Below are 12,490 nucleotides of genomic sequence, written 5' to 3'. Positions count from 1 at the left end.
GATAGCTGAATAAAATTCAATATTAGACTCAATAGCGCATGCCATTCGTTCCGCCGTTTTATTTCCCCCGCTGCATCGCAAGGACAGCCAGCTCAATCTTATTAAGCATAAGCCCGTATTCATTCGTAATCTCAAAGGAATGCGGCAGCGGCAGCTTCTCAAAATAAGGCGCGATATCGTCTGCCGACTTAAACCAATCGCCAAGCTCAGGCGGCCCAACCGGCTGGTCGCCCCACGCCGAGCCAAGCTCCGGACTGTAGATCGGTTCCGCTCCAGGCCTCAGCCGCCCGCCAAGGAGGCGCTCCACATAGACGCGCTGCGGCGGCCCCTTGCGAACGCGAGCGAACATATGGGGCGCATAGTCGGCACGCGAGCCGCTATGCTTAACCGCTCCCGCAAAACATTTAGCACCGTCATGCACACGGGGGATGCCAAACAGCAGCGCATAAAGACGCTTGCCGAATTCAATTCGCTCATGCAAATTTTCGAAGCTCTCCAAGATGAGCCCGGAGAGCCTCAGCACTTCGGCTTCATCGCCTTTTCCTTGCCCATTCCCATAAGGAAAAATCACGCCGTTCAATTGCAGCAGCGATTGCAGTCCAAAAAACAGCGTATGAAGCACCTTTTCGCGAAAATAAGGCTGCTGCACGACACGCTGCTCGATATAATGCTGCTCGTTTACGATTAGCGCAATCGTTAGCGGCACGGGGTCGCGGTCACGCCAGAACTGCTTCCAAACCGGTGCCATAAAAGCCGATACGCCAAAAGCAGGCAGCAGATGGAACAGGCTCCTGCCCTCGCGCCGGCTCCATTCGTACAGCAGCAGCTGCGGATAAGCATCCTGAAAGATCAAAGCGTTCGCCTGCTCCAAAAAACGGAACACCGCCTCCCGCTGCTCGGGCGTCAGCAGCAATGGCAGCCACTCCCCTTGCAAATCCGTCATGTTCCAGCCGCCGTTGCGCGACACCATATGGGCAAGAAACGCCCAGTGCAGCTCCGGCATGCGAAAATACACGCTGCGGTATGCCTCGGTTCGCGTTACATTATTGCGGTTGCTGGCAGCCGTCTCCGAGCGGATTCGATCAATAAGCGCTAGCTCCTCCATGCTCCAGCTGCCCGATGGCCCAGCCGCAGGCAATACGGCGGGCTTTGACCATGCGTACATGAGCTTCGCAACGGCAGCAGATGATAATTGCAGCGGAGCCGCCTCTGCCATCATCGCTTGCGAGGCATTCATCGCGCCCCATTTCCCGATCGCGTACTCAAACGCCGCGCCGGGAAGCGCGAGCAGCTGGCGCAGCCAGTAGCCGATTGAGCGGCGATATGTCCGTAATCCATTTTTATTGCCCATCGTCAGCGCTCCTTGTTCAACATCATTGGCTACGTAGGAGTTGATATAAAGCTGCAAGTCTATATGAACCAGTATCTGCCACTGTGCCGCATGTCATACCGTGTAAGCAACATATGCGCTGCCGTTTCCCAAGATGTATAATAAGAGCATGCGAAAGGAAAGAGGGAGAGAGTCATGTGCGGAAGATATACGCTCACCGTTACGCTGGAAGAGCTGATGGTCAGATATATGATCGAGGAGACGATGGTGCCGTTCCACCGTCCAAAATATAACGTAGCTCCAAGCCAGCAGGTGCTGTCAATCATTAACGACGGACACAGCAACCGGCTCGGCGAGCTCAAATGGGGACTTGTGCCGCCATGGGCTGATGACCCGAAGATCGGCTTCCAAATGCTTAACGCGCGCTCGGAGACGGCAGCGAGCAAGCCTGCCTTCCAGAAGCCGCTGCGCCACAAGCGGTGCATCATCCCGGCAGATGGCTTCTACGAGTGGAGAACGACGGCGAGTGGCAAGCAGCCGATGCGCATCGTGCTGAAGAGCCGCTCTATTTTCAGCATGGCAGGACTTTATGAGACATGGCTCTCGCCTGACGGGACCAAAATAAATAGCTGCACGATATTAACCACAACGCCGAACGAGCTCGTTGCGCCGATTCACGACCGGATGCCGGTCATTTTGCGTCCGGAGGATGAGCAGCTTTGGCTGAACCGCGCGGTGACGGACGTTAGTGCGATCACGCCGCTCCTGCAGCCCTACTCGGCGCATGAGCTCGAGGCTTATCCCGTTTCAACAGCCGTTGGAAGCGTCCGCAACGACGAGTCTGCGTTAATCGAGCCATGTAAAGTGGACGAGCAGCTAGAGCTGTGGTAAGTGCAGAGAAGGAAGCTGCGACTCTGCTGATAACAAAAAAAAAATCGCTGACCTTAAGCGGTCAGCGAAACATTCCCCACAGCTTCAACAGATGAAACGTGTTGTTGGGATCGATTTTTTGCCCCATCACGAAGGCGACGATCTGGTCCTCCTGCGTATCCGTAAGCTGTTCCTGCAAAATAACGGCCGCCGCTTTCACAAGCTTCCTCACCTTTGGCCGGTCCTGCAAATCATACTTCGTTACATTGCCCAGCAGTTGCCTAATTTTGTCCTTCACTACAGGGTTTTTCATTTTGTATTTAACGCGCTCGACCAGCTGCGGCCGAATTCCATAATTTTGGTAACTCACTGCCCTGACACCTCCATCCGGCAATCCGATTACATCTTTAATCTATATGCCGTTTGAAGGTAATTATTGCCTAGTCCAGCTGTTCTCCTTGAAAAAATTGATCCTTCTGCAATACGCTGCGCAATCTGGCATAGGACTCATTCGACCAAAAATCGTCACGCCCTGTTAATTCAGCGGCATCGTCCCTAGCAATCTCCAGCACCTCATAGTCGGCAACCATATCCGCCAAGCGGAACTCCGGCAAGCCGCTCTGCTTCGTCCCAAAGAAGTCGCCGGGGCCCCGAATTTCAAGATCGCGCCTCGACAACTCAAAGCCGTCATCCGTGTCGGTCATCACCTTCATCCGCTCTTTTCCGGTTTCCGATTTGGGATCGGCAACGAGTATACAATGTGATTGATGCTCGCCCCGGCCAACCCGGCCTCTAAGCTGATGCAGCTGAGACAAGCCAAACCGCTCGGCGTCCATAATGATCATAAGCGTCGCGTTCGGAACGTCGACGCCTACCTCGACAACCGTCGTCGCGACAAGCACATGCGTCTCGTTCGCGCCGAAAGCGCCCATTACCGTTTCCTTCTCGGCAGCTGAAAGCCGTCCGTGCAGCAGCCCCACGCGCAAATCGGGAAACGATTGCTGGGTTTGCACGTACAGGTCAATTGCATTTTGCACATCAAGCTTCTCTGATTCTTCAATCAGCGGGCAAATGATATAGGCTTGTCTGCCCTTGCTAACCTCTTTGCGAATAAAGCCGAGCACGCGCTCCATCATGCTGTGCTTCACCCAATACGTTTTGATCGGCTTGCGGCCATGCGGGCGCTCGCGGATCGTCGACACATCCATATCCCCAAAAGCCGTAATCGCCATCGTTCTTGGAATAGGGGTGGCCGTCATCGTCAGCACGTCCGGATTCATTCCTTTGCGGCGCAGCACGCTGCGCTGATTTACGCCGAAGCGATGCTGCTCATCGACAACGACTAGCCCCAGGCTCCGAAAGAAAACATCATCTTGAATAAGGGCATGCGTGCCGACTACAATGTCGATGATTCCCATCTGCAGCCCGGCAAGCACGTCTCTTCGTTTCTTCTCCGTAAGGCTGCCTGTAAGAAGGGCAACCTGAATGCCAAGATCGGCAAACATTCTCGTTAACGAGCGCATATGCTGATCCGCCAAAATTTCGGTCGGCACCATGAGCGCCCCTTGATGGCCTGATTTAACCGCTACGTACAGAGCGATGGCTGCGACTACCGTTTTGCCGGAGCCAACATCGCCTTGCAGCAGGCGATTCATGCAGGACGGCCTTCTCATATCGACGCAAATTTCATTGACGACCTTCTTCTGCGCATCGGTCAGCTCGAACGGTAGAGTCGCGGCAAACTGGCGAATCGTCTCGCTCTCGATCTGATGCGCAATGCCGTCATTGCGCTTGCGATTAAGCGCCCGATAAGCCTGCAGCTTCAGCTGAAAAAGAAACAGCTCCTCATAAACCAACCGATCGCGGGCAGCTTGTCCTTCCTTTGTATCATCCGGCAAATGAATGCGCTGAACCGCATCTCGCCTTGCCATTAGATCATGCTGGCGTACCAGCTCATGCGGCAGCATCTCTTCGATCATCGTCCCGTACTGCGTCAGAGCTTGCCGCACCGTCTTGCGCATCCACGGCTGCGTAATGCTTCCGCCGACCGAATAAACCGGCTGCAGCGTTCCCGACTTAGCTGCGCCGCCGCTGCCTGGAAATTCCGAGTCCGATATCGTCATTTGCAGGCGCTGCTGCTCCCATTTGCCGGTGAGCATAATTTCCCGCCCGATGACCAGCTGATCCTGTAGGAAATGACGGTTAAACCATACAGCTGTAACCAGCCACTGCCCCACTTCCACCTTGCAGGTGAGCCTCGACTTGCTCTTGCCATAGCGCTGCAAGAGGGGGACGCCCCGCACATGCCCGAGCACCGTGACCTTCTCGCCTTCCTTTACGTCGGTCAGCTCGCGAATGCGATAATCCTCGTAACGAAATGGAAAATAATCCAGTAAATCCGCAACCGTTCTCACGCCAAAGGCGTGAAGCTCCTGTTCCTTAGGAGCGCTCACGCCTTTGATTTGCCGAACAGAAATTTGATCCAGCGTCATCATCATATCACATCCTGTACATAAACACGGCCGATGCGCCCGGTCCCGTATGGGTACCGATAACCGCGCCAATCGTCGTCCAGCCAATGGCTTGCACATTAAAATTGCTCTTGAGAAGCTCAAGAAGCTCCTCTGCCGTATCCTTGCGGAAAGAGTAAGCCATTGTGAGACCGACCGGCTCGTCGCCGTACGTCTGCTTCAGCATCTCCACAATGCGCCCCATGGCCTTCTTGGAGCCGCGCACTTTATCTACCGCAAGCACGACACCTTCCTTATCCAAGGATAAGATAGGCTTGATGTTTAGAATCGAACCAATCAGCGCGGAGGCTTTGCCGATCCTTCCGCCCTTCTGCAAATATTCGAGAGTATCTACGAGAAAATATAAATTCGTATCGCGCTCGAGCTGCTCGATTGCCGCGATAATCCGTTCCTTGGATTCGCCTGCCTGCGCCATTTCAGCCGCTTTCACGACACGCATCCCAAAGCCAAATGAAGCTGATCTCGAATCCAAAATCGTAATATCAGATTCTCCCTCAAGCATGGACTGCGCAATTACAGCCGATTGATAAGTACCGCTGAGCGCCGCAGACAAATGAAGCGAAATAATAGGCGACTCGGCGTCTTCAGCAAGCAGACGTTCATATACGTCTGAAAATTCATTTGGCGATGGCTGCGACGTCGTAGGAAGCGCGGAAGACTGTGCAAGCTTCTCATAGAACTGCTCGGACGTAATCGTCACCGCATCCAGAAACGTTTCTTCGCCAAAGAGCACTTTAAGGGGCACAGCCGTGATCCCCAGTTTTTCTCTAACCTCTTCTGGAATGTCGGACGTACTATCCGTTACGATTCTAACCTTCCCCAATGTTAACCCCTCCCAGCTTTAAAACGTTAACCTTTTATTCGAGCGCAAAAACATAAGGATACAGCGGTTGTCCGCCTTTTTGCACTTCCAGCTCAAGCTCAGGATACTGCTCGCCGATCCACTCGCACAGCGTTGCCGTCTCTGCTGCATCGGCTTCCGCACCGGTAAGAATCGTCAGCAGATCTCCACCTGCGCTCATCATGCTTGCGATTAGCGACTGGCTGGCGTCCTGCAGGCTGGCATTCGAAACCATAATCGCTTTTTCCTTAATGCCGATATAATCGCCTTCCTTGATGCATACGCCATCAATCGTCGTATCGCGCACAGCCTTCGTTACTTGTCCAGAGAGCACTTGCTCCGCTGCATTTTTCATCCATAGGCTGTTTCGCTCAGCCGTTTCTTCTTCCTTGAATGCGAGTACCGCCGCTAAGCCCTGCGGGATCGTTTTTGTCGGAATGACCGTAACGCTGCGCTCGCTTAGTTCAGCAGCCTGTTCCGCCGCCAAAATAATGTTTCCGTTATTCGGGAGAATATATATATGCTCCGCAGACAACGCTTCGATAGCCTTTACAAAGTCTTCGGTGCTCGGATTCATCGTCTGGCCGCCGGACAATACCGTATCGACTTCATTTTCGAGGAAAATGTCCGCGATTCCCTCGCCTAAAGCGACCGCAATAATGCCAAACGGCGCCTTCTCGAACACTTGGCCTGGCGGGATGCCTTGAACAGCCTGCCCGGCAAGCAGCTCAGCCGCGGAGAAGTCCGCTATGTCCGAAGATGAATGTTCTTGCTCATGCTCAAGCAAATCGCGATGCTGCTCGCGCATGTTAAGAATATGAATATCGGTTAATTCGCCGTAAGGAAGTGATAGATTCAGCACGTCGCCAGGCTTGCGAGAGTGTACATGCACTTTAATGATATCGTCTTCTGTTATAACAAGTATGGAATCTCCGTCTTTTCCAAGCGCACGTTTGTAAGCGGATTCATCAAAAAACGCTCCCGTATGCCCAGCTAGCTTGCGATTGATAAAAAATTCCATATCATATAAAAATTCAATTGCTTCCGTTGATAAGCGTGATTGCGCCGATGAAAGCTCTTGCTTACGGATGTTTGGTGCAGGAGCTATTGTCGGAACAGCTACCTCCTCTGGAGGAGCCGCTTCTGAACCCATCGAATAGGAATCGAGCTGGCCGTCTAATTCTGTCAGGCTGCGCACGAACCCCTCATAAATAAATACAAGGCCTTGTCCGCCGGAATCAACTACGCCAACCTGCTTAAGGACAGGCAATAAATCTGGCGTGCGCTGCAAAGCTTCATGCGCCTTCTGATGCACTTCTTGCATCAATTCAACGACATCATTTGTTCTGCGTGCATATTGAACCGCATGCTTAGCAGCTTCCTTGGCGACCGTAAGGATCGTTCCTTCGACTGGCTTTACGACAGCTTTATAAGCGAGGTCAACACCGTATTGCAAAGCAGCGGCGAGCTGCGTCGTTCCCGCCTCTTCAAGACCGGCAAGCGATCTAGAGAAGCCTCGGAAAAGCTGTGACAAAATAACGCCAGAGTTGCCCCTTGCGCCCATTAACAGCCCCTTCGATAATGCTTCCGTCGCTTTACCGATGCTGCTTGACGGCTTGCTGCGGAGTTCACTAACGCCAGAGGACATCGTTAAGTTCATATTAGTTCCCGTGTCGCCATCCGGCACCGGGAAAACATTTAATGCGTTAACGTGCTCTGCGTTGCGCTGTAAATAATCCGCGCCGAGCAGTGCCATTGCGGCAAAATCAGATCCGTTTATAAAGCGCTTACTCAACGAAATTTCCCTCCCTGTTACTTAAGTACCCTGACATCTTGCACAATTATATGGACTTCTTCCACTTGTAGACCGATAACGTCATTCAGCACATATTTAACCTTGGATTGAATGTTATGCGCTACCTCGGAAATTTTCGTTCCATAGCTCACGATGATGTAGAGATCAATATGAAGCTTTTCATTTTCTCGTCTAACTTCGACGCCCCGGGTTAAATTATCCCGTCCGAGCAACTCGGCAATTCCGTCTTTTAGTTGTTTGCGGGAAGCCATTCCGACAAGTCCATAACAATCCATGGCCGCAGAGCCGGCAATAATGGCTATGCAATGGTCTGAGACATGTATGGAACCTAATTCGGTGCTTAGCTGCAGAGGCATGGAAATACACTCCCTTACTGTATATATTATGGACTACGTTCATTGTACTATAAACGTGACCTTTATAGAAGTCCGATCGATAAATCCAGTGTTTCTGCGCCATTGCAAGTTTTCAAAGCGGCGGCTCACAACCTTGTCCGTAGATTTAGGTTGAACAGATCCAATGTTTATGATACGATATTCAAGTGTGTTTAAATGTTATTTCGCTTACGAATGAAGTTTTCCTCACGCATAACGAAGCCATTGTAAATGGAATCAGTTTTGCTCTAGCAAGACTTAAAGGAGGTGTAGTCATGTCCCGCAAATGTTTTCTTACAGGTAAAGCACCTGGTAAAGGTAACAACGTATCCCACGCAAACAACAAAACACGTCGTTCTTGGGGCGTAAACGTGCAAAAGGTTCGCATCTTGGTTGACGGTAAACCAAAACGTGTTTATGTCAGCACTCGCGCACTGAAAGCTGGTAAAGTTACCCGCGTATAATGATGGCTATGGCCATAGACAAAAGCACCTGAGCGCTCAGGTGCTTTTCTTTTACTTTTCCACGATCACGGCCGAAGGGTGCCCTGCAGCATATTGACCTAATTTTTTTGGAAGGTATTCAAAATCGCCTTTACGAACCCGCCCAAAAATTTAGGCAGTTTGATTGTATAAAATTTCATGCCTCATCCCTCCTCAGACACGCTCATCGAATTAATCCGTGACAAAACTGCTACGCTCATGTAACCATCCTATGCGTAGTCAGTTCGTCCTATTCCATCGAGAGCTAGCGAAGAGTTTGCATGACAAGCCCGTTTATGGCGCTTGATGATCTCTCAAAAAGACAAAAGCAGCCGCGACAACGGCGATTAGCAAATAAAATACAATCGCTAGTACGAAGAAAGCAATTCGCAGCCCTACCGTCTCAAACCTCCGAAAGAAGCGTATACCTATGTATAAAGCCAGCAGGGAAAATAGATACCGATAAACTTCCGTCAACATAGAGAAAAGCGCCAGCATCAGCCCTGCAAGAAAGGTATAGCCGATTAGCCAAAACGTTGTTTTCAACTTCTCATTCATTGCGCCGGCCCCTAACGTAATACCGCGATTGCCGCAGCAAGGTCATTCTGCGCAAACACGGCATTCCCCGCTACAAGCACATTGGCTCCAGCTTCGCGGATAACAGCTGCCGTCGTTTGATTAACCCCTCCGTCAACCTGAACATGCACATCGCTCAGGCCCTGCTCCTCCAACATGGCGCGCAATTGGCGCAGCTTCACAAGCGAATACGGAATAAATTTTTGTCCGCCGTAACCCGGATTTACCGTCATAATAAGCACGAGATCAAGATCATGCAAAATCGGCTCAAGCACCGAAACCGGCGTTGCTGGGTTAATCGCTACCCCAACCGGAAGACCTTTTTCTTTAATGTAATGTACGGTTCTGTGCAGATGCACGCACGCTTCAGCATGAATCGTAATGCGGTCAGCCCCAGCAGCTATATAGTCTGCAATGGACAGCTCCGGGCGTTCGATCATGAGATGTACATCAAAGGGCAGCTTTGTAGCTGAACGGATAGCCGAAATGACCGGCGGGCCAAAGGTGAGGTTTGGAACAAAATGCCCGTCCATCACGTCAATGTGGATCCAATCCGCTCCAGCCGCATCCACAGCCTTAATTTCTTCTCCTAGCCTTGCAAAATCCGCTGATAATATAGAAGGTGCAATAATGGTCATCGTTGTTAGTACCTCCGTTTTTTCTCTTTCATCTCAGCTAGAAACAGAAGGTAGTGATCATGCCTGCTCTTCTCGATAGCCCCGCTTTCTACCGCCGCAAGCACGGCGCAGCCTGGCTCATGCACATGCGTGCAGCCTCTAAACTTGCAGTTTGGTGACAGCTCTCGCATCTCGATAAAGCAATAGCCTAAATCCTCAATCCCTAACTCCTGAAAATCCAGCTGGCTAAAACCTGGCGTATCTGCTACTAAGCCTCCGCCGATCTCAATCAGCTCAACATGCCTAGTTGTATGCTTGCCTCTTCCCAGCCTGTTGCTGATTGCATTTGTCTCTAGCTCTAGGCCAGGTACGATCGCGTTAAGCAGCGAGGACTTCCCTACGCCCGATTGGCCCGCGAAAACCGCCAAATGGCCCTTCAGCCTCTCTTGAAACGGTGCAATCCCTTCGCCAAGCCGTGAGCTTGTCCCATAGACTTCGTAGCCAAGGGCCCTGTATATACGATTAACAGAGGCGGCCGCAGCCTGCGCCTCCTCTGTCTCCAAACCGTCATTCTCTAAATCCTGTTTGCTTAAGCATAATACCGCCGGTATGCCGACATGCTCGATATGCACTAGAAATTTATCGAGCAGCTGTAAATTCAGTGCAGGCTCCGTAACGGAGAACACCAGAATCGCTAGGTCGATATTCGCTACTGGAGGACGGATAAGCTCCGATGTCCGGGGCAAAAGCTCCTCAACGGTTCCTTCCCCGTTCTCCGTCAAGCTGTACATGACCACGTCGCCAACGAGCGGCGTAAGTCCCCTGTTCTTAAACACGCCGCGGGCGCGGCATTGGACCGTTACCGAGTCCGATGCCGTGTTCTCCGCTCGCACATAGTAATAACCGCTAAGCGCTTTTACAATTGTGCCTTTGAGATGACCTTCTTTACTATTATGGCTGCTGTGTTGGTTGCTCTTCTTCAACTGGCTCATCATTGCTTTCGGTAACCTCCGTTTGCACCGGCACATCTGTCGCCGGCACTTGTTCACCCGGAATGGTCAAGGTGGATGAATTCGTACCCTGCAATAATTCATCGTACGAAATCGTTTTGGTATCGATAAACTGATTGTCGCGGTAAACCGTCACTCTGGCTTCTGTATCCGGCGCAACAAGAACGGTTACAGGGAACGTTTGAGTGCTCGTAATTTGCCGTTTATCCCACTCAATTTTTTCACCGCGCGCATCGGAATATTCAATTCGAATTTCACTTGTCTTTCCAGCTACAGCCGGCGAGATCGTAATATTGAATTGATGCTCCTTCGCATCCGCTGGCGGACCCGAGCTTACTCGGATCGAGATTTTTGCCCCTTTGGATACAAGATCCTTCGGTTTGTACGGGTTTTGGCTAATGACAAAATCCTTCTGATGCAAATAGCTAGGTTCGTACAAAATATCCGCGTCATCAAGCGTCAGCTCACTTGCCTTAACCAGATCCTTGGCTTCGTCTAGGCGCTTGCCGATTAAATTCGGCATCGGAACGGTCTCTCGGCCTTTGCTGACCATGAAATTAAATTCAACGGATTCCGGATTATATTGCTCCCCAGGCTTAGGCGACTGCTGAAGTATCGTATCCGCAGCCTCCTCGCTGAACACCGGATCAATGACGATTTGGTCCTCGGTAATGCCTAATGCGCCCAGCTCGTCAATCGCCGTCTGCAATGCTTTGCCGACGTAATTGCCAAGCTCCTCAAGCTCCGGCCCATCGCTGACTGTAATTTGAATTAGGGAGCCTTCCTTTACCTTCATGTTCATCTTAGACTGATTGAGTACCTGATCCTTCGGAATTTCCTTGTTATGCTCGTGAAGGACCGGCTCTTCCACCTTAAGGTCAGCGGCTTCAATCATTTGCCGCGCCTCGGCTTCCTGCTTGCCTACTACATAAGGCACGTCTACTTCCGCTATGTCAAGGAAGCCGAGCAGCCAGATAAAGCCCCAAATAATAAGTCCAAGGACAACCAGCGTAACACCCACGACCGTAAGCGGCTTTTTCCAGCCTTTCGAATTAGGAGGCAGCTCTTTGACCGCTGCCTTCTCTTCATTCTTCGCATTAATCGGCTGCTCCCGCTCCTTAGGAGCCGCAGAAGCAATATCTCCGCGAATGGCAGGCATGACGCGGGTCTCTTCCAAATCGTTGACATGCGTAAACGTAATTTTAGGCTCCTTCAACCGGTCTGGACGCATACATGTATCCAGATCGAGAAGCATTTCATGCGCCGAGTTGTAACGCTCGCTCGGGTTTTTGCGCATCGCTTTAAGAACGACGTTCTCCACGCTTTGGGGAATATGCGGATTAACGATACGCGGCTCTTCGAAATTTTCCTGCAAATGCTTTAACGCTATGCTGATCGGGCTTTCGCCGAGAAACGGCAGCTGCGCGGTAAGCATTTGATAGAGCACGATGCCAAGCGAATACAAATCAGACTTCTCTCCCGTATTGATCCCTTTGGCATGCTCAGGAGAAAAATAATGAACCGAGCCCATGACAGAGCCGGTCTGTGTAATCGTTGACGATGTAACCGCGCGCGCAATACCGAAGTCGGTAACCTTAACGCGCCCGTTTTTGCCGATTAAGATATTATGAGGCTTAATATCGCGATGGATAATATGATTCTGATGCGCGTGATCCAGCGCATCGGCGATTTGCATGGCAATACGCACCGCTTCATCTGTTTGCAACGGCGCACGCTCTTGTATGATTTCATTCAAATTGTGGCCTTCAATGTATTCCATTACGATGTAATGTGTATCCTCTTCTTGCCCTACATCATAGATGCTGACGACATTCGGATGAGAAAGCGCAGCTGCTGACTGTGCCTCACGACGGAATCGGCGTATGAATTCCTCGTCATGCACAAATTGCTGCCGCAGCACCTTTACCGCGACCTTTCTGTTGAGCAGCACATCATGCGCTTTATAAACAAGCGCCATTCCGCCGCCGCCGATACGTGTTAAAATCTCATAACGCCCGCCTAAATCCTGTCCGATCATCCTTG

The 12,490-nt window shown here is 51.3% G+C and carries 13 protein-coding genes; 2 read left to right on the top strand and 11 right to left on the bottom strand.

Annotation, left to right across the window (positions count from 1 at the left end; all coding sequences use genetic code 11):
- Nucleotides 1-58 precede the first annotated feature (58 nt).
- Nucleotides 59-1,351, bottom strand: coding sequence for a DUF2515 domain-containing protein (locus tag A7975_RS02585; protein ID WP_053375646.1), 1,293 nt, complete (start codon nucleotides 1,349-1,351; stop codon nucleotides 59-61).
- A 174-nt stretch (nucleotides 1,352-1,525) separates the two neighbouring features.
- Between A7975_RS02585 and A7975_RS02580 the strand changes: the two genes are divergently transcribed.
- Nucleotides 1,526-2,221: an SOS response-associated peptidase gene (locus A7975_RS02580; protein ID WP_053375645.1), complete on the top strand. Its 696-nt coding sequence runs from the start codon at nucleotides 1,526-1,528 to the stop codon at nucleotides 2,219-2,221.
- 61 nt (nucleotides 2,222-2,282) lie between these two features.
- Here the strand turns inward: A7975_RS02580 and A7975_RS02575 are convergent, their stop codons facing one another.
- The 5 genes from A7975_RS02575 to A7975_RS02555 all read right to left on the bottom strand — a co-directional run bounded on the left by A7975_RS02575 (nucleotide 2,283) and on the right by A7975_RS02555 (nucleotide 7,744).
- On the bottom strand, nucleotides 2,283-2,570 hold the full coding sequence (locus A7975_RS02575) for a stage VI sporulation protein F (RefSeq protein ID WP_053375644.1): 288 nt from the start codon (nucleotides 2,568-2,570) through the stop codon (nucleotides 2,283-2,285).
- Between the two features lie 70 nt (nucleotides 2,571-2,640).
- Nucleotides 2,641-4,692, bottom strand: a complete 2,052-nt coding sequence (gene recG / locus A7975_RS02570; protein WP_082198055.1) for an ATP-dependent DNA helicase RecG — start codon at nucleotides 4,690-4,692, stop codon at nucleotides 2,641-2,643.
- Nucleotides 4,693-4,699: 7 nt separating this feature from the next.
- The gene (locus A7975_RS02565) at nucleotides 4,700-5,554 is read right to left on the bottom strand and encodes a DegV family protein (protein WP_053375642.1); all 855 of its coding nucleotides are present in this window, start codon (nucleotides 5,552-5,554) and stop codon (nucleotides 4,700-4,702) included.
- A 34-nt stretch (nucleotides 5,555-5,588) separates the two neighbouring features.
- Nucleotides 5,589-7,328 (bottom strand): DAK2 domain-containing protein, encoded by a 1,740-nt coding sequence (locus A7975_RS02560; RefSeq protein ID WP_082198054.1) that lies wholly within the window; start codon nucleotides 7,326-7,328, stop codon nucleotides 5,589-5,591.
- 56 nt (nucleotides 7,329-7,384) lie between these two features.
- Complete coding sequence (locus A7975_RS02555; RefSeq protein ID WP_053375640.1) at nucleotides 7,385-7,744, bottom strand: Asp23/Gls24 family envelope stress response protein; 360 nt, start codon at nucleotides 7,742-7,744, stop codon at nucleotides 7,385-7,387.
- 293 nt (nucleotides 7,745-8,037) lie between these two features.
- Here A7975_RS02555 and rpmB point away from each other — a divergent pair, with 293 nt between their 5' ends.
- On the top strand, nucleotides 8,038-8,226 hold the full coding sequence (gene rpmB / locus A7975_RS02550; protein WP_053375639.1) for a 50S ribosomal protein L28: 189 nt from the start codon (nucleotides 8,038-8,040) through the stop codon (nucleotides 8,224-8,226).
- Nucleotides 8,227-8,324: 98 nt separating this feature from the next.
- Here rpmB and spoVM read toward each other — a convergent pair whose 3' ends face one another.
- The 5 genes from spoVM to pknB all read right to left on the bottom strand — a co-directional run bounded on the left by spoVM (nucleotide 8,325) and on the right by pknB (nucleotide 12,485).
- Entirely contained in the window at nucleotides 8,325-8,405 is an 81-nt protein-coding gene (gene spoVM, locus A7975_RS02545; protein ID WP_010345573.1) for a stage V sporulation protein SpoVM, read from the bottom strand.
- Nucleotides 8,406-8,538: 133 nt separating this feature from the next.
- The gene (locus A7975_RS02540; RefSeq protein ID WP_053375638.1) at nucleotides 8,539-8,802 is read right to left on the bottom strand and encodes a hypothetical protein; all 264 of its coding nucleotides are present in this window, start codon (nucleotides 8,800-8,802) and stop codon (nucleotides 8,539-8,541) included.
- A gap of 11 nt (nucleotides 8,803-8,813) precedes the next feature.
- Entirely contained in the window at nucleotides 8,814-9,458 is a 645-nt protein-coding gene (rpe, locus tag A7975_RS02535; RefSeq protein ID WP_053375637.1) for a ribulose-phosphate 3-epimerase, read from the bottom strand.
- 5 nt (nucleotides 9,459-9,463) lie between these two features.
- Nucleotides 9,464-10,429, bottom strand: coding sequence for a ribosome small subunit-dependent GTPase A (gene rsgA, locus A7975_RS02530; RefSeq protein WP_053377767.1), 966 nt, complete (start codon nucleotides 10,427-10,429; stop codon nucleotides 9,464-9,466).
- Nucleotides 10,389-12,485, bottom strand: a complete 2,097-nt coding sequence (pknB, locus tag A7975_RS02525) for a Stk1 family PASTA domain-containing Ser/Thr kinase (protein ID WP_082197938.1) — start codon at nucleotides 12,483-12,485, stop codon at nucleotides 10,389-10,391. The genes rsgA and pknB overlap by 41 nt, the downstream gene beginning before the upstream one ends.
- Between the last annotated feature and the right edge of the window lie 5 nt (nucleotides 12,486-12,490).

Source organism: Bacillus sp. FJAT-26390, assembly GCF_001682865.1.
Classification (GTDB): Bacteria; Bacillota; Bacilli; order Paenibacillales; family Paenibacillaceae; genus Pristimantibacillus.
This window is presented reverse-complemented; position numbering and strand designations above follow the sequence as displayed.